Origin of the sequence: Anaerostipes sp. CAG:276 (genome assembly GCF_000432215.1) — a bacterium.
Classification (GTDB): Bacteria; Bacillota; Clostridia; order Lachnospirales; family Lachnospiraceae; genus Anaerostipes; species Anaerostipes caccae.
The window spans coordinates 63,905-86,401 of record NZ_FR889184.1; the positions used below are offsets into that span (position 1 = coordinate 63,905).

General features: G+C 45.4%; 23 protein-coding genes and 3 tRNA genes. 5 read left to right on the forward strand and 21 right to left on the reverse strand.

Features of this window, described 5'->3' with window-relative positions; genetic code table 11:
* A partial coding sequence (locus QVP35_RS16570; protein ID WP_288187793.1) for a DegV family protein occupies window positions 1-174 on the forward strand: 174 nt, incomplete at its 5' end.
* A gap of 77 nt (window positions 175-251) precedes the next feature.
* Here the strand turns inward: QVP35_RS16570 and QVP35_RS07135 are convergent.
* Complete coding sequence (locus QVP35_RS07135; RefSeq protein ID WP_006566391.1) at window positions 252-1,073, reverse strand: formamidopyrimidine-DNA glycosylase; 822 nt, start codon at window positions 1,071-1,073, stop codon at window positions 252-254.
* Between the two features lie 167 nt (window positions 1,074-1,240).
* On the opposite strand from QVP35_RS07135, the gene QVP35_RS07140 reads away from it, so the two are divergent.
* Both QVP35_RS07140 and QVP35_RS07145 read left to right on the forward strand, forming a co-directional pair.
* The gene (locus QVP35_RS07140; protein WP_022260958.1) at window positions 1,241-1,846 is read left to right on the forward strand and encodes a recombinase family protein; all 606 of its coding nucleotides are present in this window, start codon (window positions 1,241-1,243) and stop codon (window positions 1,844-1,846) included.
* A 212-nt stretch (window positions 1,847-2,058) separates the two neighbouring features.
* Window positions 2,059-2,991, forward strand: coding sequence for a GGDEF domain-containing protein (locus QVP35_RS07145; RefSeq protein WP_009290904.1), 933 nt, complete (start codon window positions 2,059-2,061; stop codon window positions 2,989-2,991).
* A gap of 87 nt (window positions 2,992-3,078) precedes the next feature.
* Here QVP35_RS07145 and QVP35_RS07150 read toward each other — a convergent pair whose 3' ends face one another.
* The 9 genes from QVP35_RS07150 to QVP35_RS07190 all read right to left on the reverse strand — a co-directional run bounded on the left by QVP35_RS07150 (window position 3,079) and on the right by QVP35_RS07190 (window position 7,929).
* Window positions 3,079-3,843, reverse strand: coding sequence for an SDR family NAD(P)-dependent oxidoreductase (locus tag QVP35_RS07150; RefSeq protein ID WP_009290903.1), 765 nt, complete (start codon window positions 3,841-3,843; stop codon window positions 3,079-3,081).
* A 59-nt stretch (window positions 3,844-3,902) separates the two neighbouring features.
* Window positions 3,903-4,274, reverse strand: coding sequence for a metal-dependent transcriptional regulator (locus QVP35_RS07155; protein ID WP_006566396.1), 372 nt, complete (start codon window positions 4,272-4,274; stop codon window positions 3,903-3,905).
* 40 nt (window positions 4,275-4,314) lie between these two features.
* On the reverse strand, window positions 4,315-5,238 hold the full coding sequence (locus QVP35_RS07160) for a SufB/SufD family protein (RefSeq protein ID WP_006566397.1): 924 nt from the start codon (window positions 5,236-5,238) through the stop codon (window positions 4,315-4,317).
* 12 nt (window positions 5,239-5,250) lie between these two features.
* Window positions 5,251-5,976: an ABC transporter ATP-binding protein gene (locus QVP35_RS07165; protein WP_006566398.1), complete on the reverse strand. Its 726-nt coding sequence runs from the start codon at window positions 5,974-5,976 to the stop codon at window positions 5,251-5,253.
* Between the two features lie 113 nt (window positions 5,977-6,089).
* Window positions 6,090-6,677, reverse strand: a complete 588-nt coding sequence (locus QVP35_RS07170) for an NAD(P)H-dependent oxidoreductase (RefSeq protein ID WP_006566399.1) — start codon at window positions 6,675-6,677, stop codon at window positions 6,090-6,092.
* A 77-nt stretch (window positions 6,678-6,754) separates the two neighbouring features.
* Window positions 6,755-7,429, reverse strand: coding sequence for a C40 family peptidase (locus tag QVP35_RS07175; protein WP_006566400.1), 675 nt, complete (start codon window positions 7,427-7,429; stop codon window positions 6,755-6,757).
* A gap of 218 nt (window positions 7,430-7,647) precedes the next feature.
* Window positions 7,648-7,721 (reverse strand) — tRNA-Arg (locus QVP35_RS07180).
* A 36-nt stretch (window positions 7,722-7,757) separates the two neighbouring features.
* Window positions 7,758-7,844 (reverse strand) — tRNA-Leu (locus QVP35_RS07185).
* Window positions 7,845-7,847: 3 nt separating this feature from the next.
* A tRNA-Tyr gene (locus QVP35_RS07190) sits at window positions 7,848-7,929 on the reverse strand.
* Between the two features lie 145 nt (window positions 7,930-8,074).
* Between QVP35_RS07190 and QVP35_RS07195 the strand changes: the two genes are divergently transcribed.
* Window positions 8,075-9,334 carry a dicarboxylate/amino acid:cation symporter gene (locus QVP35_RS07195; protein WP_009289311.1) on the forward strand — a complete coding sequence of 420 codons (1,260 nt, stop codon included), beginning with the start codon at window positions 8,075-8,077 and terminating at the stop codon, window positions 9,332-9,334.
* 582 nt (window positions 9,335-9,916) lie between these two features.
* On the opposite strand, the gene ftsH is transcribed toward QVP35_RS07195, so the two are convergent.
* From ftsH to QVP35_RS07215, 4 genes are read right to left on the reverse strand one after another with little or no spacing between them, the layout of a single operon-like run.
* Window positions 9,917-11,746 carry an ATP-dependent zinc metalloprotease FtsH gene (gene ftsH / locus QVP35_RS07200; RefSeq protein WP_009289312.1) on the reverse strand — a complete coding sequence of 610 codons (1,830 nt, stop codon included), beginning with the start codon at window positions 11,744-11,746 and terminating at the stop codon, window positions 9,917-9,919.
* Between the two features lie 18 nt (window positions 11,747-11,764).
* Entirely contained in the window at window positions 11,765-12,289 is a 525-nt protein-coding gene (hpt, locus tag QVP35_RS07205) for a hypoxanthine phosphoribosyltransferase (protein WP_009289313.1), read from the reverse strand.
* Between the two features lie 15 nt (window positions 12,290-12,304).
* Entirely contained in the window at window positions 12,305-13,618 is a 1,314-nt protein-coding gene (gene tilS, locus QVP35_RS07210) for a tRNA lysidine(34) synthetase TilS (protein ID WP_225103641.1), read from the reverse strand.
* A 31-nt stretch (window positions 13,619-13,649) separates the two neighbouring features.
* Complete coding sequence (locus QVP35_RS07215; RefSeq protein ID WP_009289316.1) at window positions 13,650-15,047, reverse strand: SpoIIE family protein phosphatase; 1,398 nt, start codon at window positions 15,045-15,047, stop codon at window positions 13,650-13,652.
* A 151-nt stretch (window positions 15,048-15,198) separates the two neighbouring features.
* Here QVP35_RS07215 and QVP35_RS07220 point away from each other — a divergent pair, with 151 nt between their 5' ends.
* A complete protein-coding gene (locus tag QVP35_RS07220) occupies window positions 15,199-15,879 on the forward strand; it encodes a Crp/Fnr family transcriptional regulator (protein WP_009289317.1) in 681 nt (226 codons plus the stop codon).
* A gap of 48 nt (window positions 15,880-15,927) precedes the next feature.
* On the opposite strand, the gene QVP35_RS07225 is transcribed toward QVP35_RS07220, so the two are convergent.
* From QVP35_RS07225 to QVP35_RS07255, 7 genes are all read right to left on the reverse strand, one after another.
* Window positions 15,928-18,402: a DsrE/DsrF/DrsH-like family protein gene (locus QVP35_RS07225; protein ID WP_022260961.1), complete on the reverse strand. Its 2,475-nt coding sequence runs from the start codon at window positions 18,400-18,402 to the stop codon at window positions 15,928-15,930.
* Between the two features lie 145 nt (window positions 18,403-18,547).
* Window positions 18,548-19,285: a hypothetical protein gene (locus QVP35_RS07230; RefSeq protein ID WP_022260962.1), complete on the reverse strand. Its 738-nt coding sequence runs from the start codon at window positions 19,283-19,285 to the stop codon at window positions 18,548-18,550.
* A gap of 120 nt (window positions 19,286-19,405) precedes the next feature.
* Window positions 19,406-19,609, reverse strand: coding sequence for a hypothetical protein (locus QVP35_RS07235; RefSeq protein ID WP_022260963.1), 204 nt, complete (start codon window positions 19,607-19,609; stop codon window positions 19,406-19,408).
* A 544-nt stretch (window positions 19,610-20,153) separates the two neighbouring features.
* Entirely contained in the window at window positions 20,154-20,414 is a 261-nt protein-coding gene (locus QVP35_RS16575) for a M56 family metallopeptidase (RefSeq protein WP_039930186.1), read from the reverse strand.
* A gap of 127 nt (window positions 20,415-20,541) precedes the next feature.
* A complete protein-coding gene (locus tag QVP35_RS07245; protein WP_009289322.1) occupies window positions 20,542-20,919 on the reverse strand; it encodes a BlaI/MecI/CopY family transcriptional regulator in 378 nt (125 codons plus the stop codon).
* Between the two features lie 154 nt (window positions 20,920-21,073).
* Window positions 21,074-21,676 (reverse strand): AAA family ATPase, encoded by a 603-nt coding sequence (locus tag QVP35_RS07250; RefSeq protein ID WP_009289323.1) that lies wholly within the window; start codon window positions 21,674-21,676, stop codon window positions 21,074-21,076.
* A partial coding sequence (locus QVP35_RS07255; RefSeq protein ID WP_288187792.1) for a PfkB family carbohydrate kinase occupies window positions 21,673-22,497 on the reverse strand: 825 nt, incomplete at its 5' end. The genes QVP35_RS07255 and QVP35_RS07250, both read right to left, overlap by 4 nt.

Consider the following 22,497-nt stretch of genomic DNA (forward strand, 5'->3'; position numbering starts at 1 on the left):
ATTTCCAACTCCGCCTGCTTTGAAGATGCCAGACAGGTTGCGGACCTGATCGAAGCTGCATTTCCTAAGCTGAACGGCCCTGTAGTAATCAACAGCGTGGGAACTGTCATCGGAGCCCATACGGGTCCGGGAACCGTTGCCCTGTTCTTTGAAGGAGATGAACGGACGGACTAAACACGTGTCTGCAGTCTATTCTCATCAAATATCATACTTCCCTGAGACTCCTGATTCAAAAGGTGTCTCAGGTATTTTTATGTCTGGCATTCAGGGCAGAAATATACTGTACCTCCCAGATAAGCAGCCTTTGTAATCTCTCCGCCGCACTTCGGACATCCGTCTTTATATGTGTTCTTGGAGAGTTTCGTCTTATAGCCCCCGGGATTACCCCAGAGATCCTTCTCTGTATCTCTTCCTCTGAGACGCACCATTTCAGACAATACTTCTTTTATACTCACAAAAAGGAGTTCCTTTTCATGTTCTGTAAAACTGCCGATCTTTTTCTTTGGATGAATTCCCGCTTCAAACAGGATATCCTGAAGGACACCGTTTCCCAGCCCCGGTATCCGTTGTTTTGTAGCAAGAAAAGCCTTTGCGCTCAAGTTCGGTTTGGCTGAATCCAGAAGGCCGAAAAAATAGGTATGGTCAAACTCCGGTGAGATGGGCGATATGCTGTTTTTACTTACAATATAATATTCATTGTCATAACTTCCGTCTGCACATGCAATGCTCCCATACATCGCTACTGTAAAAACAAGAACAGTTCCGTCCGAGAAGTCGATCCTAAGCTGATACTTTCCGGGTATGTTATCCCCTTCCCCGAAGATCCTTACATTCACACCGTCATTGAAACAAACTCTTAGATCTCCTTCAAAAATAATCTCGGCAAAGATCCCGAACCCCTGTGCATCGACCACCTTCCTTCCACTCAGCATATCGTCATAAGATGACGCTTCCCCGTTAAACCAGCAGAACTTGTGCGGAGAAGACGGCGGCCAGACTTTCTCTGCCCTCTTTCCTTTGAGTTCACTCTTCAATTCATCTGCCCTTGCCAGAGCTTCCGGTAATTCTATCATTTTTCCTGCACCTCCTTTTTCATATACTGTACAGTTTTAATAATATTTTAACACACGGAGAGAAAACAGAGTCCAGTTATTTTTTCTGCGGCATATATTACCTTTTTATTTATGCTGTTCCATATGGGATAATGATTCTGTCACATTTTGTAGAAGGAGGGAGAGAAATGGATTATGGATATGTCAGGGTATCGTCCAAAGATCAGAATGTGGAACGGCAGCTCGCAGTGATGAAGGACCTGAAAATACCTAAACAAAACATTTTTATTGACCGGCAGTCGGGAAAGGATTTTAACCGTCCTCTTTATAAGAAACTGCTAAGAAAGCTACGGCCGGGAGATACTCTTTTTGTAAAGTCCATTGACCGCCTGGGCAGGAACTATGAAGAGATTATCGAAGAGTGGCGTACTATTACCAAACACAAGAAGGCCGACATCGTTGTCACTGACCTTCCGCTGCTGGATACCCGCGGTAAAAATGCTCTGGACCTAACAGGTGTCTTTATATCGGATCTGGTGCTGCAGATCCTTTCTTACGTTGCACAGACAGAACGGGAACAGATCAGAAAACGGCAGGCCGAGGGGATTGCCGTAGCCAAAGCCAGAGGCGTCAGTTTTGGACGTCCTCCCAAAGAAATACCAAAGGAGTTTGACCGCATTTATACACTCTGGAAGGCAGAAAAAATAAGCGGCCGGGAATCTGCTAAACAACTCGGAACCACTCACAACACATTTTTTAAATGGGTCCGGCAGGCAGAAGAAGGCCGCTCATAAACACAGAAATGTGGTAAAAAAAGTAGACTTTTTTACCCGTTTGTTTTTTATAGTATCCGGATCATCCCGTAAAAAAATAAATGCGGAACAATCTTTGAATCCGGTACGTTTGCTGTCTCGGATTCACTCTATAAAAATAGTATCATTAACGACGAAAAAAGTCTACATTTCTGCCCATTTCATGGCTGGTAATGTATGGAAGGTCGAAGTGAATGAAAAACTTGAAATCTGCAGAGGAGTTTTGCCGCTTTCTCTGGCATAGTTATCTCATAGACAATAAGAAAGAGGGAATTGACAAATTTCTGGATCTTCGTATGACAGAGATTGGCACAGGCCTCGGAGAATTTTGTCAAAGTTCCCTTGAGTTTCTCAAAACCTTTGGAGCTCCCCGTGCTGAACATACTTTTTTAATTGACAAAGAATGGTATGAATCTTCCTGCCTGCGCGAGAATCTTTTTCTCATAACCGGCGAAATTAAACTCAGCAGGAGGAACAGCGGAACAAATCTGCCGTCTGTCCATCTTCGTTTCAGCATGATTACGGAGTATTCGGACAGTGGATGGCAGCTACTTCATCTTCACCGCTCTGTACCGGATTTCAGCCGTGTAGACAAAAAGACCATTTATTATTCCCAATTTGACTATCTGACCGGACTGATGAGCCGCCGCTGCATGGAGGATCATATCGATAAGCAGATGAAGCAAAGACCTTCAGGCGTCCTGATTGCCATGGATATTGATAACTTTAAGATCTACAACGACCAGTACGGTCATCCTTTTGGAGACAAGATACTGGTATCCCTCGCCAAGAGTCTTCAAAAAACTTTTCCAAAAGCAGTCAACGGAAGGATAGGCGGTGATGAGTTTATTACTTATATATCCTGTCTTTCTATACATAAACACAGACTTGAAGAATTGCTGGCACTGTTTTTTGAGAACTGGAACTCCCGCCAGGAGGACTTGAACCTTGACGGCAATGTATGTGTCTCTGTGGGAATCGGTTTTTATCCTGAGCACGGAAAAGACTTTCAAACTCTATGGTCCAATGCTGACAAGGCACTGTACTCCGCGAAAAATAATGAGAACAATCACGTCTGCTATTGTTCTGAACTTTCTGCTTTGAAGAACAAAGCAGGCAAGCTTTGAGGAGCTTGACAGCTTTGCAGCTTTCCTATGGAATGAAAAAGGGCCTGGGATCTTCTCCTATGAGAAAATCCCAGGCCCATATAATTCTTAGAGGTTTGCGCCGTAATCCAGCACGATACACTGTCCGGTAACAGGAGCAGATTCATCACTGGCCAAAAATAAGATTGAGTTTGCCACGTCTTCTGCTGAACATGCTGGAAGCCTTAGATCAGAATGCACAGCCATGGCCCCCATCATATCCGGGTCCATAGAATCCATCGTCTGTCCGGCTGTCATCGGAGTCTTGATCATGCCCGGACAAATGGCATTGCACCGAACCCCGTCTTTTGCACACCGCATAGCCGTGTGTTTGGTAATACCCAGGCCTGCCGCCTTGGAAGCCACGTAGGCAGCTCCTCCGCCCCCGTTCAATCCTGCAATGCTGTCCACATTGACGATAGATCCGCTCTTATTTTTCAGCATGATTTCCAGCGCTGCACGGATAAAATACATCGTTCCCTTTGTGTTGATGTCAATGATTCTGTCGATCTCGCTGTCCGCTACTTTATCGATGGGAAGCAGACCTTCGTCCAGCACCCCGGCATTATTCACCAGAATATCCAACGTACCGAAATGCTCTGCGGCTGCTTCTACGATTCTTTTGCCGTCTCCCGGGACAGAAATATCACCCTGCAGTGCCAGCACTGTGCCTCCGTCAGCCTCTATATCAGCAGCCACAGATTCAAGCTTTTCCTTTCTCCGGGCAGTGATAACGACTTTGGCACCTTCCTTTGCAAACCGCTTTGCCGTCTGTTCACCTACGCCGGAATTCCCACCGGTAATGATTGCAACTTTTCCTTCGAGTCTTCCCATACTGCTACCTCCTTGCACAGCTGTTTGTCTTATCTTCCTCTTAATTATACACCCTTTCTTCAGCATATACCATTTTCATTTAAAAACATTTTAATTCCCTGAAAAGTCTGGGCACTCAGAACATGTTCACACCGGCATGCATCTTCCTCGGCCACATGTTCCGGCACTCCCGCAATCTGAACAAAAAGCGAAGTCAGCGTCCTATGTCTCTCGTAGATCGACTCGGCCTTTTTAAGCCCTTCGGAGGTAAGGGATATATATCCTTTTGCATCCACGAGAATATACCCCCCTTTTTTCAAAATCCCGACCGCACGGCTGACGCTTGGCTTGCTGTAATTTAATTTTCTGGCGATATCGATAGAGCGCACCTGCCCTAATTCCTGTTTTAACATTAAGATAGCTTCCAGATAATTTTCCCTTGATTCCAGCATCCTGATACTCCCCCTTATTCTCCCCCTGTTGTTTTAAAGATTATTTTAAAAAGTCCTCTATAATCACTGCTTCTGCCTCTTCTCCAGTCATTCCAAAAGTGCGCAGTTTGATAAGCTGATCATTATTGATACGCCCGATGGCTGCCTCGTGTATAATCTGGGCATCCACATGGTTTGCGTTGATCTCAGGAATAGAACTGATCTTTGCATCATCCATGATAATAGAATCACACTGCACGTGTGCGTGGCACAGCGCATTTCCGATGGCTTTCGGATGAAAGACCTGGGTAGATGTGTCTTTGGCGACAGACCGGGATATGATCTGTGCAGAACTCTCCTCCCCGTTTAACTGTACATCCATGTTTGATATTGCCTGCTGGTTTCCATGTGTCATAAGTTTTTCCATTACATAGAGTTTGGACCCTGCCCCCATCTCCACATGTGTCTCCCGTATCGTCGAATCAACCCCTTTGATCTGAGTCGTATCCAGCGTAAAAACAGAATCTTCCTCCACATATATTTTCGTGACAGGATTTAAAACCCTGCCTCCGGTTCCTTTTCCTTCCCCGTAATGGCGCTCCTCATACCGTACATTGGCATGGCTGCCCACATGGAATGCATGAATGCCGTCATGCCTGCTCTCCTCGTCCCCGTCATTGTGAATGCCGCATCCTGCCACAATAAGAACATCTGCACCATCCTCGATATAAAAGTCATTATAAACCACATCTGTGATGCCGGAAGCAGAAACAACCACCGGTATATGCACCGCCTCACCTTTTGTCTTCCCGCTGATAAAGATATCAATCCCGGGCTTGTCCTGTTTCTTTACGATGCGCACATTCTCACTGTCGCCGTGACATACTGCCTGTCCGTTCTGACGCAGGTTATAAGCACCTTTCTGTACAAACCCCTGGCCGTCGATAGCCTCCAGCACTCCGGCCGTTATTTGGTCTAATTTCATGTCCTTATCCTCCTATTCCTGCATAAAAGCACACTGCTCTTCAGATTCTTCTGCCATGAGATGAGGATAGACCTCTTCTTTCGTCCCGATCTCTTCTACCCGGCCGTCCCTGATGATCATGATGCGGTCTGCCATCCGGATAATCCTCTCCTGATGGGAAATCAGAATGAGACTTGCCTTGTTTTCTCTGTGAATCTTTTCAAATTCTTTGATCAGCATGGCAAAACTCCAAAGATCGATTCCTGCCTCCGGTTCATCAAAAATACATATTTTATGATCTTTTGCAAATACCGTGGCGATCTCAATCCTCTTCATCTCGCCCCCTGACAAAGTAGCGTCCACTTCCCTGTCTTTATATTCCATTCCGCAGAGCCCGACACTGCTCAGCAATTCACAGCACCGCTCGTCCTTCAGTTTCTCCCCTGCCGCGAGAGAGAGAAGCCTGGAAGCCGTCAGCCCTTTAAATCTTGGAGGCTGCTGGAATGCAAATCCTATGCCTGCTTCTGCCCTCTGGTCTATGGTATAGTCTGTGATATCCTCTCCGTCCAGAGAGATTTTACCTCCGCTTGCTTTTTCTATCCCCATTAAAATCTTTGCGATGGTGGACTTGCCTCCGCCATTGGGTCCTGTGACAACAAGCATTTCCCCGTCATCTACAGAGAAACTCACATCATCCAGTATCTGCACATCTGCACCGTTTTCATTAATCCGGTATGATAAATGTTCTACGTTTAACATAACTGCCGCCTCTTTTCTTGTCTTTTGAATTCTATTATATTTATATAACCGTATTTTATCATGTTTTTCAAGTTATTGCGTCCATGTTTTGGAAAAGATTCATTCTCATTTCCCTAAAAAGTCCCTGCCAGCAGTTCTGCCTCTCTCACTGCCTGATCCATGATGAGTCCCACATCATTTCCAATGATATCAAGTCCTTCTGCGGTCACCACATCTGTCCTCTGGATTCCAAGCATCCGAAAGACAGAATCAAGGAATTTTCCGGCGTGGTCGTCCTTCTTATTCGGACCCTCAGAATAAATTCCTCCTCTTGTGGAAAAGAATATGGCTCTCTTTGCCTTTCCGTAACCTTCTGCGGTTCCGTCCTCCCTGTATCCAAACGTCAGACCTGTGACACAGATCTGTTCAATATAAGCGTGTACGGCAGCCGGAAATGTTCCTTCCCAGAACGGAGCCGCAAGCACAACGATATCCGCCTCCAGAAATGTCCTGGCCTCATCAAACACCGGATCATCCCAATTCCCCTGAGCTGCCAGACGGTCCCTCTTTTTTAGTGCCTCACGGTCCAGCGGCAGACAAAGGCCGTTCACCTCTGTGATCTCATATTTCCCTCTCAGACAGTCAAGAAACCGTCTGGCCATCAGCAATGTCCTGGATTCTTCTCCTCTGATACATCCATTGACAAATAAGATTGATTTCATACGCTCCTCCTTCTATCAAAACATTATGAGAACATGAAAAAAAATGTGCAGGATTTCTCTTGCACATTTTGTTTGATCTATTCTCTTACGATTCTCCTCACGGCTACTACTTTTCTGTAGTTGGCTCTCGGAGAAATCTTAATCCCTGTTTTTCTTGTGCTGGCATGGACGATCTTACCGTTGCCTATGTACATGGCTACATGGCCGCTGTAACAAATCAGATCTCCAGGCTGCTTGTTTTTATAAGATACCTTTCTGCCCGCTTTTCTGAGGTCCGAAGACGTTCTCGGAAGCTTATATCCGAAGGAACGGTATACTCCTCCGACAAAACCAGAGCAGTCGGCACCGCTGTTTAAATTTGTTCCTCCCCATACATATGGGTTTCCTACAAAACGCTGGGCAAAGGCTGCCACTGTCTGTCCTTTTTCTTCTTGGCTTCCTGACAGTTCAGGAGCATTTGTGTTAATATACACATATTTTTTCAGGACAAATCCTGTCTTGCCTTTGTATGTAACCTTTCTCCATTTCCCGCTCGTATAATGAACCTGCACAGGTTCTCCTTTTGAAATTTTACGGATCACCTTCGATTTTTTAGATTTGGACTTTCTCAGTTTTACCCATGATTTCCATATCCGTCCGCCGTATGTACCCTGTGCTGCATGAACTTCCTTTTTCGGAGCTGCCAATCCTGATGTAATGATCATAGAAAAGACGAGCAGACATATTGCTGTCTTTTTTAATATTGACTTCATAAAGATGTTACCTTCCTACTTCGATATTTTATATTAATTTTATGTTTATTACAGTATTGTTACATTTCATTCACAGTTATGAATTATACCACAACATTTCTGTAAAGTAAACCTCTCATCATACAAAATAGGTATTTTTCCGTCATTTTTTCCGAACTTTTATAATAAATAATACTGCACAAAAAACCCTTATAAATCAATGATTTATAAGGGTTTTACGTGGGCGAGAAGATTCGAACTCCCGACCTTCTGGTCCGTAGCCAGACGCTCTATCCAGCTGAGCTACGCCCACATATGAAATTAAGCAGCACTTTTAATAAGTGCTCAATGCCGTTGACCGGAATCGAACCGGTACGGGAGTATAAGTCCCGCAGGATTTTAAGTCCTGTGCGTCTGCCAGTTCCGCCACAACGGCTGATGGTGGGAGAAGGATTCGAACCTTCGAAGGCGTTGCCAACAGATTTACAGTCTGCCCCCTTTGGCCACTCGGGAATCCCACCGTGTTCCTGACAATTTAAAATTATACTGTATGAAATATGAAAATGCAAGTATTTTTTGAGAATTCCGATGAATCTCATTGTTTTTTCCGCCTTTTTCCTTTAAAATATTTCGTGGCTATACTACAAATTTAGGAGAAAAGAAAGTATGAATACAAAAAAACAAAAAAAGAAATTATCCCTGACCGTGATGATCCTGACAGCTCTATTCTTAGGTATCCTGTCCGGTCTTCTGCTTCAGGGCCATCCGAAGATCGCTGAGAATTACATTCAGCCGTTCGGGACTATTTTTCTGAATCTGATCAAAATGATCGTCGTCCCTGTGGTCCTGTTCTCTATCATCCAGGGGGTCGTCTCTCTCCAGGACATCAAAAAGGTAGGTTCCATCGGAGGAAAAACCATCTGCTTTTACATCGTTACCACCGCATTTGCGGTTACATTCGGCCTGCTGTTCGCAAATGTACTGAACGTAGGCGGCGGCTATGTAATGAACAGCTCCTCTCTGGAGGCATACGAAGGCGCTACCAAGGCTCCTTCTCTTATCGAAACCCTTGTAAATATCTTTCCGTCAAACGCAGTCGAGCCTTTAGTCAGCGCCACAATGCTCCAGGTCATTGTCATCGCACTGTTTTTCGGATTCGGCATCATCATTGCCGGTGACAAGGGAAAACCCGCGGCAGACCTTGTGGAGAGTCTTTCCGAAGTCTGCATCAACATTATGGGCCTCATCATCAACCTTTCGCCGATTGGCGTGTTCGCACTGATCACTCCGGTCGTGGCCGCAAATGGTCCGTCCGTACTGCTTCCTCTTCTGAAATTGATCGGAGTGGCCTATCTTGCCAGCATCGTGCATATGGTTGTAGTTTATTCCAGCGCGGTCAAAGGATTCAGCGGCATCAGCCCGCTCAGATTCTTTAAGGAACAGAGCCCGGCCATGCTATTTGCGTTTTCCAGTGCCAGCAGTGTGGGCACTCTGCCGTTTAACTATGAATGTACAGAAAAACTTGGTGCCAGAAAAGAGATCGCAAGCTTCGTCCTGCCGCTTGGCGCTACGATCAATATGGACGGTACCGCAATCTACCAGGGAGTCAGCGCTATTTTCATTGCCCAGATCTTCGGTGTACATCTGACATTAACCCAGCAGCTGATGGTCATTCTGACGACGACCCTGGCTTCCATAGGAACCGCCGGAGTTCCGGGGTCCGGGGTCATCATGCTTGCCATGGTGCTTCAGAGTGTCGGGCTTCCTTTAGAGGGAATCGCCCTCGTAGCAGGAGTCGACCGTATCCTCGATATGGCGAGAACCACCGTCAACATCACCGGGGATGCAGCCTGCACGATCTGCGTAGATGCCATGGAAAAACGGAAAGAAGCGCGTAGAAAAGTGAACATATCCAATAACCTATGACATTTTCCACATGATTTCCGTTCGGCTCTTAGAATGCCTCACTCCAATCATATAGAAAATGGACATAATGTCTGCTGGAAAGGTATTATTGAATAAAAAGGGCTATTCAATGTAAGATTTCTTTATTTATCAGCCTTCTCCAGAAGATATTTCGTCCATTTCGTGCAAAAAACTGCCGCACCTTTTTAGTACGGCAGTTTTTTTATACCTTATTGTGCGAAGCACATCCACCCGAAGGGTATAAAATACGGTGTGCCCTGTGGGTATGAGTTTTTTACCACTATTTCCGTCACGCTTTGAAATGTGCTCCTCTAATAGTGCTAAAAAATATCATTGGATAGCTTCTTTTGTTCAAAGAATACTTGTCCAGCAGACATTATGTCCATTTTTACCAGTTCGGAGGCATTGCATTCGAAGGAAGGTTAGCTTTTCTTCTTTCAACGAAGGTTCGGAGGCGGTACGCGAAGCGCAGTGAGGCTGTCTGAGCGTCAGCGAGTTCCGAACGGGCCGCCGGAGAAACTTTGTTGAAAGTTAGAAAATCTTACCTTCCTGAGACAGCAAGCCGCAGAACTGGTAAAAATGTCACGCTTCTGTACCTTCAAACAAGGTTTCAAATTCACTCTGATTGATTCGTTCTTTTTCCAACAGCAGTTTTGCACAGCTGTGGAGCACTTCCATATGCTCTTCGATGATCGCTCTGGCTTTCTTATAGCAGTCATCCACGATGTCTTTTACTTCCTCATCGATGATGGTCGCCACCCGCTCTCCGTACGGGCGGGGCTGACCGATTTCTTTTCCGAGGAAGACTTCATCCCCTTCTCCGCTGTCATAATTGATCAGGCCGAGACGGTCTGACATTCCGTACTCTGTGACCATAGATCTGGCAAGCTGGGTAACCTGCTTGATATCCTGGGAGGCTCCGGTCGTGATATCTTCAAAGATCAGCTCTTCTGCGATTCTTCCTCCGAGACTTACCATGATATTGTGCAGCATTTTATTTTTCGTGTTAAAGATATTGTCGTTTTCAGGAAGCGGCATCGTATATCCCGCCGCGCCAACGCCGGTCGGTATGATGGAAACCGTATAGACCGGTCCCATATCCGGAAGCACGTGGAACAGGATTGCATGGCCTGCCTCGTGGTAAGCCGTAATCCTCCGCTCGCTCTCAGGGACAACACGGCTCTTTTTCTCTGTGCCGATGCCCACCTTGATAAAGGATTTGTCAATGTCTTCTTTCACAATGTATCCCCGGTTATTTTTGGCCGCCTGGATGGCCGCTTCGTTCATCAGGTTTTCCAGATCTGCGCCCACGAATCCCGCTGTCGTTCTGGCGATCTCGTGGAGATCCACATCATCGCCCAATGGCTTCTTCTTAGCATGGATCTTAAGGATATCTTCTCTTCCTTTGACATCCGGACGTCCCACGCCGACTTTCCGGTCAAATCTGCCCGGACGGAGGATTGCCGGGTCGAGGATATCCACACGGTTCGTAGCTGCGATGACAATAATGCCTTCATTGACGCCGAAACCGTCCATTTCCACAAGCATCTGGTTTAAGGTCTGTTCCCTCTCGTCATGGCCGCCGCCCAGTCCGGAACCTCTCCGTCTGGCCACCGCGTCGATCTCGTCAATAAAAATAATACATGGCGCGTTCTTCTTTGCCTCTCCAAACAAGTCTCTGACCCTGGCAGCCCCGACACCGACAAACATCTCAACGAAATCAGAACCTGAAATGCTGAAAAACGGAACATTGGCCTCTCCGGCAACGGCTTTTGCTATCAGTGTCTTACCGGTTCCCGGAGGTCCTACTAAGAGGACACCTTTCGGGATTCTTGCCCCGATGCCGATAAACTTCTTGGGATCTTTTAAGAAATCCACCACTTCTTCCAGTTCTTCTTTTTCCTCGGTAAGACCCGCCACATCGTCAAATGTAACTTTGGGGCCGTCCGGATTTGCCATCTTGGCACGGCTCTTTCCGAAATCCATCATTTTTCCGCCGCCGCCATTCTGCTTCATCATCATGATCAGGAAAAATACAAGGATTCCCACCATCAAAAGGTTCGGCAGCAGGGTCGTGATCCAGTCCCCGCTCCGGTCGATCGGCTTCACTACCATTTTTTTGTAGAGATTCGGATATTTATTCTCGATCTCTTTTACCGCCGCGTCAACGTCGGTAATATTACAGTTTTTATACACTTCATTTTTTAACTCTACCGTCATAGTGCCGGTTGGGACCTCTTTGTTCTGCTTCATGGTGATTCCCACAACCTGCCCCGCTTTTGCGTCCTGACGGAACTGTGCGTAATTATAATTGTCCTCGCTGCTGTTCATCATCCTGGAAAAATAAATAATCCCCAGACATAAGATGACTGCAAGGAACAAAAAATTGCTGTTTCCTCTTCTTGGGTTCAACTTACTGTCTCCTCTCTGCTATTCTTCTGCGACTCCGATATATGGAAGATTCCTGTAATTCTGAGCAAAATCCAGGCCATAGCCCACGACAAACTCATCCGGCACGTCAAATCCTGTATATGCCACTTCCACATCCACCTCCCGGCGCTCCGGTTTATTTAAAAGGGTGCAGATCTTTATGCTTTTAGGTTTTCTGCTCAAAAGCATTGGCTTTAAGTGGTTCAGTGTTTTTCCGGAATCAATGATATCTTCCACGATCAGAACTTCCTTATCCTCGATCGGTTCATCCAGATCCTTGGCAATCTTTACGATACCGGAAGACTCTCTGGAATCTCCGTAGCTGGACACGGACATAAAATCAATCGTAACAGGGACTGTGATCCTCTTGGCGAGCTCACACGCAAAAAAGACGCCGCCTTTTAAGATCGCGATCAAATGTACTTCTTTCCCCGCATAATCTTTGCTGATCTGAGCTCCCATCTCCTTGATTCTCTTATCCACAGCTTCCTCTGAGATCAACTCTCTAATCTCTGCATGTTCCATTTTAATGTTTTCCTCCTAATTGTATTCCAATCTTAAATATCTTTTCGTTTTTTCAGAAACCTTATAAAACTCGCTCAGGCGGTGACCGATGATCCATATGATCCGGCTTCCGTCTGCCGCAAGCGGTATCCGGTCCCGCTCTTCCCGCGGGATTTTCTGGTCAATAAAAAACCGGCTCAGAGACTTACTCTTTCCATCTTTTGAAAATACAAAAAAATCTCCTGGCTTTCTGTACCGCAGTTGGATGTCTTTGTCTATTTTATCATAATCAATGATTTTGGTAAAATCTTTTTCCTCCATTTTTTCATACCGGTCCGTCTCGGTCAGGACCAGCTGTCCCGCAGTCCCTGTTTCTGCTCTTGTCTGCTTTTCCTCCACCAAGAGTCCCCCGTATGTTTTTCTCCCAATAAGTCCATATGGAAGATCGATGGATTTCCCGGTTTCCCTGAAAGCCAGATCACAGAAACTCTGGATATGGACCTTCTCAATATCCTTTTTTCTGCCTGCGGTCTGTTCTATAACCTGTTTTGCCAAAAGCCTCCTGATCGGCTCCGGTTCCTCCAGAAACCGGCCAGTATCGATGAGACTTCCCTTCCCTTCCTGCTTTACACAGGCTTTCCATGCCTCAGACAGCTGCTCTTCTAAATACCGGCTCCACTCTTCGATTTCTTCAGACAATGAAACGATATGTTCCACCGCCCTTGCATTGACTTTTGTGAGCGCCGGAATAACCTGATTACGGATCTTATTCCTGGCAAACGTATTATCTTCATTACTGGCGTCCTCCATCCAGTCTTGGCCCTTTTCTTTTAAATAAGCAAGAATTTCCTCTTTCTTAAGGCACAATAGAGGCCGGATCACATCTGCCCGGACGGCTTCCATCCCTTTCAGTCCCTGTATTCCGGTCCCCCTGGACATCCGGTAAAGCATCGTCTCCGCCTGGTCATTCTGGTGATGAGCCACTGCAATCTTTCCGCCTCCGTGCATATCCAGAACTTTCCTAAAACACTGGTAGCGGATCATCCGCCCTGCCTCTTCCAGAGACATAGATTGTTTTTCAGCTATGCCTTTCACATCTTCTGAAAAAGTTATCCACGGCACCTTCCGCCGACGGCATAAGTTTTCCACAAATTCCTGGTCTTTGAACGCTTCCCTGCGGATACCGTGATTGATATGGACTGCGCAGAGCTCAAGATCATACTCCTGCTTAAGCTCACATAAAAGCAGGAGCAGGCACACAGAGTCTGCTCCCCCGGAGACTCCCACAGCGATAAAGTCTCCCTGACCGATCATATGATGTTTTTCCATAAACTTTCGTACTTTATCCATATCAATACTTTATCATTCCCAATCCAAGGATTCAATACTTATCCCAAATTCCGAGACCGATCATCGTCATGTCATCCTTTTTTTCGTATCCCTCGGTTTTTTCGATTTTCTCCATCAGTTCATCCACAAATCCCTGGGGCCGTGTGGTATGGATCTGCTTCATATACTCCATCAGCAGTTCCACTCCTTTTTCGCCCATGGAGTCAATGATGCCGTCGCTGACCTGTAAAATGAAATCTTCCGCCTCCAGCTTCTTCCGGTGTATCGGCAGTGTCTTTTCCTTTAAAACACCTACCGGCAGGCTTGGAAGCTGCACCATCTCCACCTGTCCATTCCGCTTAAGGAAACACGGGCAGGCACCCAATTTGAGAAAACTACCGATTCCGGCGTGCAGATCGATCTGCAGATAATCAAGGGTCGAATAGCGCTCCTTCTCCGGCCAGAACACAAAAATAGACTGCAGAAGCTGGACGGCTCTTTTCTCGTCCAATCCCACCTCCAGAAGTTCCTCCAGTGTCTCGATCACCGCTTTGCTGTCTCTGTTTGCAGCGGTTCCTGTGCCCATGCCGTCGGAGATCATAGAGACAAACCTGTGATTTCCCACAGTACCCATAGAAAAATTATCCCCATTTTTCATATCTTCTTTCTCCGCCCTGGAGATCACCCCTGTCAGCACATGAAATTTGGTCGCCGCCTGCACCCCCATCATCTCATAGTTCTCTCCGATGGCCTGCTTACCGTTGGGCAGCGGCTGAAGTTTTTCCTGTAAAATGACCGACAGCCACCGGGCTACTTCTTTGGTCGTTACTTCCCTTCCCTTCTGGGCTTTTAAAAACAGGTAAATCTGCTTTCCCCTCATGTCATCTTCATATATGTACACCTTTTTCACTTTCAGATGATGGGCTTTCAGCCCCTTCTCAATAACTTCCTGCATGGGGCGGACTCCGGACAGCTGATATTTCTGGGCCGAGAAGCTTTTAAACATCCTTCCCGCCTCTATGTACTGTTCCCCGATCATCCTGCGCATTTCGATAAAACGCTGTTCAGAGGCATACAAAAAAAGCTCCCTTTCATAGATCGTATTGATCTCTTCCACCCACTCCTTCTCCCGCTGGCATTTGCAGACAGAGCGGATATTCTGCACACTGAGGCCTCCCTGCTTCTCCAGAAGTTCCCCCAGCTTGTCCCTGTCGTCGAGAGTCAGCCGGCACTTATCTTTTTCCCGGCACAGCATACATTCTTTTAAAATCGTGCTCTCTATGATCGTTCTTCCGGTCTTTTTTTCCAAGTCTTCATCCTGCTCTGCGCACATCCTCTTTCCGATCGTAGTGAGGCAGTGCTCCATCTGTTTCATATTATATGATATGATATCTTCCAGCTCATTGAAAAATATCTCTTCCACTGGTTCTTTTTTCTTAATAATCGGCATCCTGCACCCTCCTTCAGCTTCTAATTATACAAGGGTCTTGTGTCATAATTTGCTGAAACGAATCTAAGGGACCGATTTCCATACAAACAGCTCTTGTTATTTCTCTTTGGGACAGCTAAAATAAATTTAAAGTATTGATTGGAGGTAACGAATGGAGCATGCAGACGAAATCATCCCTATCTTAAAGTCGTCCCTTCCTTTTTGGGAGCACCTGAAAGAAACAGAAAAAAAGACTCTCTCCCAGTGGTCTCAGCTTGTCCGCTACGAAAAGGGAGGAATTATCCGGTGCCAGAACTGTGAATGTACCGGCGTGCTGATCATCAAAAGCGGAAGTGTGCGGACATACATGCTCTCAGAAGAAGGAAAGGAGATCACTCTGTACCGTCTGGATCAGGGAGATGTCTGTGTCCTTTCTGCTTCCTGCGTACTGTCTGCCATCACTTTTGAAGTACAGATGGAGGCGGTAACAGAAAGTGAGATCATACAGATCAGCGCAGGCGCATATTCCGAAATTGTTGACCAAAATATTTATGCGGAAGCCTTTACCTATAAACAGGCTACCGAGCGTTTTTCCGACGTGATGTGGACCATGCAGCAGATTTTGTTCATGAGTTTCGATCAGAGGCTTGCGATTTTTCTCCTGGATGAGAGTGGAAAAACAGGTTTTGACGACATCCATATGACCCATGAACAGATCGCCAAATACACCGGAAGCGCCAGGGAAGTTGTGAGCCGTATGCTGAAATACTTTTCATCGGAAGGACTGGTAAAACTGTCCAGAGGCGGAGTCACAATCCTTGATAAAAAGGGCTTAAAACAGCTGATCAGCTGAAATAAAATGCAGCAAACGGACAGATGCCGTTTTGCTGCATTTTGTTGTTCAGATAAAAAGATTTACATCAGAATTTTCCGCGTCTCCCAAATAGGAGGCCACTCCTGCGAACTCCACACCGTCAATGATCTCTTCTTTTCTGATGCCCATCACATCCATGGACATGGTGCATGCCACCAGCTTCACACCGTTTTCCATGGCCTGTTTCATCAGATTTTCAAGAGTTTCCACATTCTTCTCTCTCATGACCCGCTTCATCATTTTTGTTCCCATACCGCCCATATTCATTTTGGACAGTTTAAGCTTCCTGCTTCCTCTCGGCATCATAGCTCCGAACATCTTCTCCACAGTTGATTTTTTTACATGCTGTTTTTCCGGCTTCCTCAGAATATTCAGCCCCCAGAAGGTAAAAAACATGGTGACCGGCCTGCCCATGGCTGCGGCACCGTTGGCGATAATAAAGGATGCAAGGGCCTTATCCATATCTCCGCTGAACACGACCATCGTCTTGCCCTGACCGCTGATTACGTCAGCGGCTGCCGCACACAATTCCTGCCCTTCTTTTCCTTTTTTTATAAAGACTACATTTTGTTTTCCGTCCCGCTCCTTCTTGACTAAAGTATTTCCTGTCCTCTGGCACCAGGACTCAATATCCCTCGGAAATCCCATGTCTGTGGCTGCTACTTTGACCGTCTCGCCATCCTCCATGGATTCTAAGGTCTCGTGAACCTTCATGATCGGCCCCGGACACTGAAGGCCGCAGCAGTCAACAAGCCTTACTTCTTTTGGCTCTGCCTCTGCTACTTTCAGCTGCTCTTCTTCCCGGCAGGCAGATGACTGGCTGTCTTTATAATGCATAGACTGATAAAAACTTGTTCCTCCTTCCAGCACCTTTACATCTGAAAAACCATTCTGCTCAAGGATTCTGGCTGCGTTGTGGGAACGGACTCCAACCGCACAGTAAGTCACGATCAGCCGGTCCTTCGGCAGCTCAGACATTCTCTGCCTCAGCTGCCCCAGCGGAATGTGAACGGAGCCCGGAATATAGAACACCATCCGCTCCATCTCTTCGGTTACATCCAAAATGGTTAAGTCCTTCTCCCATCCTTCTGTTTCAATCCTGTCATCCAGTTCCCGGCAGCTCATGAAAGAGACCATCTTCTCCAAAACATTCTCTGCCGTAAAGCCAAGCATATTTACCGGATCTTTCGCTGATGAATAAGGAGGGGCATAGGCAAGCTCCAGCTCTTCCAGATTATAGATCGTATTTCCAGAACGCATGGCGCCTGCAAGCACGTCGATTCGTTTATCCACACCTTCCTGCCCCACTGCCTGTGCGCCAAGAATATTTCCATCAAGGTCAAACAACAGCTTTAACGTAACCGGAACAGCGCCAGGGTAATATCCCGCATGGGATTTCTGATTGATCAGTACAGTTTCATAGTCCTTCCCCCGGACCTTCCCCTTACGGATCAGCGTCTTTTCATTAACCCCGGCTGCCCCAGCTGTCAGGTCAAATACCTGAGCAACTGAAGTCCCAAGAGTCCCTTTATATTTCTTCTGTCCCCCTGCAATATTATCCGCACAAATCCTTCCCTGCTTGTTGGCCGGTCCGGCTAAAGGAATCATTGCTGGTTCTTTCAATACATAGTTTTCAACCTCTATGACATCGCCTACTGCATATATATTCTCTTCGGAAGTCCGGAGCATCTCATCAACCAGAATACCGCCTCTGCCGTTAAGTTTTAGACCTGCTTCCCCCGCAAGTTCGCTGTTTGGACGCACTCCGATGGACAGCAGGACCATATCTGTCTGTAATTCCTTCCCACTGTTCAGTGTGATCAACGTTTTCCCGTCTTTATGTTCAAAAGATGCCACGCCGTCTCCCAGTAGCAGGCTGACACCGTTCATTTCTATGTTTTCGTGAAGGAGCTGGGCCATCTCAAAATCCAGAGGTGCCATGACCTGGTCCTGCATCTCCACAATACTCACTTGAAGGCCTGCCCTGTTAAGATTCTCCGCCATCTCAAGGCCGATGAATCCGCCGCCGATTACCGCTGCTGTCTTCGGCTTTTTTATCTCTATGACTTTCTTTATTCTGTCTGTGTCCGGAACCGTCCAAAGAGTATAAATATCCGGTCCGTCAATGCCCGGGATCGGAGGCACGACCGGAGAGGAGCCTGTGGCGATCACCAGATAATCGTAGCTTTCCTCATATTCTATGCCCTTCTTTAAATCTTTTATGGTCACTGTCTGGTCTTCCGGGTTAATTTTCACGGCTTCATTCTGCACTCTGACGTCTATGTTAAATTTCTTTTTCATGGCCTCCGGAGTCTGAAGAAGCAGAGACTCCCTGTTTTTGATCACATCACCCACATGATACGGAAGCCCGCAGTTGGCATAGGAAATATATTCGCCCCGTTCCAGAAGCACAATTTCCATACTCTCATCTTTTCTCCGAAGACGGGCCGCTGTCGTCGCCCCGCCTGCCACACCGCCGATGATCACTGTTTTTTTCCTCATATTTTCCACCTCATATTTTTTAAAATATCATATCTGGTGTTATCATATCTGAAATACAGTGATTACTCTGTGACCATGTCACACAGGAAAATATTATTCATGTCTGAAGTCATATACATCTTTATGGATGTCCAGTGTTTTCCCATTAATTATCTATTTTTATCATATGATAGAAATCATCTTTATCATCGGGATAACCACAAAATAACAAGTCATCTACTACAAGCAAAGCATACCAATCATCATTTGGCATTTTAATCTTTTGTTCCTGCTCAGAATCCAAGTGATAAATTTGTATATATCTTTCCTCCGAGGTATCCCAATTAGTGTTATATCCAACAATCATGGAGGAGTTATAAACAAACTCATAAGAATTGTTGGAAAAACCATGTTGTATTTTGTCTTTCTTATGATTTCTATATTCGTATAGCCTTACTTTTCCATCCTCGCCCCAGCAAATATAATATACTTTCCCTTGATTCTCTACAATTCCCTTATATAGAACTATATTATCCTCATACTGCAGTTTATTTTTCCATGCTTGTCCCCGTACAATCTTACCCTTAAGAGTCTTTAAGTTAACCTTATTTATTCCCACCTCCCCATGTTCTATATAATATAAATTGTCCCCAGAAAAACATGGCTTTCTTATATCTTCTGCAATCTTTTCCATTTTCTTGTTCTTAGGATAGAATCGAAAAATAGTATTGCCTTCATCACCTTCGGCTAACAAGTATATTTCATTGTTATATAATTTAATTCCATGTATCCATTCTATTTCTTTCTTATCTTTTGCGGAAAGAAGTTTTTGGATGTTTTTTCCATTCAGATCGCTTTTAAAAACACAATTATTATGGACGTAATATAAACTGTCTTTTGACAATTCCAATCCGCCTTCACTTTGTACTTCCGACTTCTCATCTGGGCTTATGATTGTTGTTCTTTTATGATTCTTCTTGTTGATTCTAATGATTTCCTGATTTTCCGTTTCATAAAAAACAAACTAAGCGTTTTGAACGATCGTTGAAGAATATTCCGGATCATAGACTCCCACTAATTTGTCATTTTTTAAATCGAACACATCTGATAAATGTTCTTTTTCCCTCTGACATCCGACACAAATCAAACTGATTATTATTAAAAATATGAATCTATTTTTATATCTTACTATTTTCATATCGACACCACTTTCTCCTGTTTTTAACATGTAAAAACTGGTATTCTCCTTTTTCCTCTATCAAAAAGCTGTGCCGCAGATAATCGTTATCACAGACAAATTCTGCGTTCCGCCCGGCTCTATAATCCCTGCAAGGATTTCATTAATTTTTACCTTTGGATTATCTATCGCATTCAGAACAGAGCAGCAGCATCTGGATCCTGTTCCCTTTCTCTGCTCGGAATTTCTTACTCATCAATAATTCTTTTACCCCCCGGCAACCAGTCAATCCATATATCTTTCTCTTTACCCGGCACCGCATCTTTCATGATTCTCTTCTTTGACAATAATGTTCCTGATCTTCTTTTCTCCTTCATTATCTTGGACGAATCTGCCTTTTCTTCTATCTTGATGCAGGTCTTATCTTCTAAATAGAGATATCCTTTATAATACCAATATGATATTACGGAAATAGTTGCTGCTCTAAAAGTACAAAAGCAGCATAAAAAATATTTATGCGCTTTTCGACGGCACTCCCTTCATCTTCCTGATAGAGGCGGTTCTCCGTATCCGCAGTTCCAGCCTCCTGCTGTTTTCATAAAGTGAAGAGGCCAGATACTGGCGGTATCCGCTTTTTCTTGCAACGCTCGAAATGATCGTCCCAAAATACTGCTTTAGGTTTCCAAAATATATCCTTCTGTTTATAATGTTCTAGTTCATGGAGCAGGATGATCTCAAGTTCCTTTTTCGTGTACTGTTCTTCAGGTAGTATGATTTTAGGTCTGATAACTCCGCAGATAAACGGCACTGGTGCCTGATAGCTTTGAAAAACACATTTTTTTCGTCTTACAGACATTTACTTTCTTCAAATTTCCGCCACTTTTTGCGTTTGCCTGCTGCAAATACAGGCATTGTTCAAAACTGCCTTCAGGCGGTTGTGTTTAAATAAATAAAAAATCCCTGAAAACACCCGGACAAGGATTTCAGTCATCTCCCAGCTCATCTAATACCCCCATAAGATGATCCACCGAATCTTCGGTCACTTCATTTGTCAATGCACTCATCATCCTTTGACTTGACCCGTCAAACCAGAAATCCAGCATCTTTGCTGTCTCGGTCTTTTTATACTCATCTTCCCCGGACAACACCTTAATATAGGAATGTCTCCCCCTCCTTTCGAGCGTTATAAATCCTTTTCCCTCCATATCCACAAGAAATGTACGGAGCGTAGAATGTTTTGCATCCCAGCCGAATTCTTCTCTCAGCCTTTCCTGCATCTCCATAACCGACAATTCTTTTTCTGAACCCCACGCACATTTCATAATCAATATTTCCCTGTTTGTCAAATCTTTTTCTCTCATAACTAAATTCTCCTTTGTTATTCATTTAATATTTTAGCATAATTATAGCACAGCAGAAACGGAATCACAAGAAACCTAATAGACTAATCGCGGTTTTCGCAAGAATTTATTAAAAAAACCCCATCCTATAATAGAATGAGGTTTACGGCTATCTCTAAAGCCACTTTTTCAATTGTCCTAATATTTTATCATAATCGATCTTGCTGTAATCGGTCACATCTACTTCGATTAGTTTCCCCAGGCAGAATTCTCCGTATCCCCGGTTTCTGCACCGGTCCATGAAAATATCATAATCCACAAAGCAGTCGCCTTTCGTCCTGTCCAGAAGCACATCCCCTTTGTGATAACGGCTCACCACATGGCCTAAGTGGCGGCTTGTGTCCAGATCTCTCTGCTTTGACCGCCCGAAAAGGACTTCCAGATCACCCACCAGGCGGATCGTAACAGGCTGATATCCGTATTCTTCACAGAGTCTCTTAAGCTTTCCTCTCTGCTTTTCGCTGAAAGGATAATCAGATACCAGCCGTTTCCCTTGATTCATGGCATCTTCTATCTGCTCATAGTAAAGCGTCCAGCTTTTATTCTCCAGAGCCGTCTTTTCTTCCATGTTGTCAAAGCCAAATTCGTCCCAAAGCTGTTCCTTCATGTCATCCTGGGAAATCACCTGAAAATCCTTCTCCTGCTCCAAAAGCTTATTGCACATATAAGTCTTTCCGGTGCCCGGATACCCCGCCAGTAAAATCAATGTCTTTTTCATCTCTCCTGCTCCTTTAGCTTTCGTTCCGTCAGATCCAGAGACGGTATGGAACTCTGTCCTCCCAGACTTTCCACCGAGATCGCAGAAGCCATGGAGCTCAGCTTTAAAATATCTTCAAGAGGCATCTTTCTTGCCAGTCCGTAGGCAAATGCCCCGTGAAAGATATCCCCGGCACCACTCGTATCAACGGCCCTGGCAGGATAGGCGGGAAGATGTTTCAGTTCCCCGTCCTCTTCATACAGCAGTCCCTTTTCTCCGAGAGTGATCACCGCATGCTTCCGGTTGATGCTCTGAATCTGACTAAATATCTCTCTGCACAGTCCGGGGTTATAAAGATCCACAGCCTTTCCTGTATACTGTCTGGCAAAATCTTCAGAACAGACAATATAGTCCACATATGGGGCGACTTCCATAGTACTCTCACGGCAGGTCCCCGCATCCAGTACAGACAGTGCCGACGGATATTTTTCAATGGCCCCGATGCTTAATTTTGGGAGATGTCCGTCGCTTAAAATCACACTCACATCAATTCTGGGATAGGTATACTGCCGGTACAGTATTTCTCCCGGGAAATTAAAGATGGTCCTGGCTCCGTTTCCTGTATTGGAAAGAATGATGCTGTAAGGCGTCTCTATCCCGTCTTCCTCCACGAGATGGGCCGTATCGACTCCAGCTTCTCTCAGGATTTTTTTAAGCTTCTTTCCATAATCATCGTCCCCGATACGGCTGATGAGACTGGTTTCCTCTCCCCACAGGGCACAGAGATAAGCCGCATTCATGGCAGGGCCTCCCCCGCATTCCAGCCGGTCTCTGACACGGTA

Excerpts from the sequence above, each read along its gene's own strand:
- hpt (WP_009289313.1), bottom strand. The coding sequence starts at position 12,289 with ATGGAACATGCAGAGATTAGAGAGTTGATCTCAGAGGAAGCTGTGGAT.
- QVP35_RS07195 (WP_009289311.1), top strand. The coding sequence starts at position 8,075 with ATGAATACAAAAAAACAAAAAAAGAAATTATCCCTGACCGTGATGATC.
- QVP35_RS07170 (WP_006566399.1), bottom strand. The coding sequence starts at position 6,677 with ATGAAATCAATCTTATTTGTCAATGGATGTATCAGAGGAGAAGAATCC.
- QVP35_RS07175 (WP_006566400.1), bottom strand. The coding sequence starts at position 7,429 with ATGAAGTCAATATTAAAAAAGACAGCAATATGTCTGCTCGTCTTTTCT.
- QVP35_RS07235 (WP_022260963.1), bottom strand. The coding sequence starts at position 19,609 with ATGTTAAAAACAGGAGAAAGTGGTGTCGATATGAAAATAGTAAGATAT.
- QVP35_RS07145 (WP_009290904.1), top strand. The coding sequence starts at position 2,059 with ATGAAAAACTTGAAATCTGCAGAGGAGTTTTGCCGCTTTCTCTGGCAT.
- QVP35_RS07165 (WP_006566398.1), bottom strand. The coding sequence starts at position 5,976 with ATGTTAAACGTAGAACATTTATCATACCGGATTAATGAAAACGGTGCA.
- QVP35_RS07245 (WP_009289322.1), bottom strand. The coding sequence starts at position 20,919 with ATGAGAGAAAAAGATTTGACAAACAGGGAAATATTGATTATGAAATGT.
- QVP35_RS07140 (WP_022260958.1), top strand. The coding sequence starts at position 1,241 with ATGGATTATGGATATGTCAGGGTATCGTCCAAAGATCAGAATGTGGAA.
- QVP35_RS07250 (WP_009289323.1), bottom strand. The coding sequence starts at position 21,676 with ATGAAAAAGACATTGATTTTACTGGCGGGGTATCCGGGCACCGGAAAG.
- QVP35_RS07155 (WP_006566396.1), bottom strand. The coding sequence starts at position 4,274 with ATGCTGGAATCAAGGGAAAATTATCTGGAAGCTATCTTAATGTTAAAA.
- tilS (WP_225103641.1), bottom strand. The coding sequence starts at position 13,618 with ATGGATAAAGTACGAAAGTTTATGGAAAAACATCATATGATCGGTCAG.
- QVP35_RS07160 (WP_006566397.1), bottom strand. The coding sequence starts at position 5,238 with ATGAAATTAGACCAAATAACGGCCGGAGTGCTGGAGGCTATCGACGGC.
- QVP35_RS07150 (WP_009290903.1), bottom strand. The coding sequence starts at position 3,843 with ATGGGAAGACTCGAAGGAAAAGTTGCAATCATTACCGGTGGGAATTCC.
- QVP35_RS16575 (WP_039930186.1), bottom strand. The coding sequence starts at position 20,414 with ATGTCTGTAAGACGAAAAAAATGTGTTTTTCAAAGCTATCAGGCACCA.
- QVP35_RS07225 (WP_022260961.1), bottom strand. The coding sequence starts at position 18,402 with ATGAGGAAAAAAACAGTGATCATCGGCGGTGTGGCAGGCGGGGCGACG.
- QVP35_RS07220 (WP_009289317.1), top strand. The coding sequence starts at position 15,199 with ATGGAGCATGCAGACGAAATCATCCCTATCTTAAAGTCGTCCCTTCCT.
- QVP35_RS07135 (WP_006566391.1), bottom strand. The coding sequence starts at position 1,073 with ATGATAGAATTACCGGAAGCTCTGGCAAGGGCAGATGAATTGAAGAGT.
- QVP35_RS07215 (WP_009289316.1), bottom strand. The coding sequence starts at position 15,047 with ATGCCGATTATTAAGAAAAAAGAACCAGTGGAAGAGATATTTTTCAAT.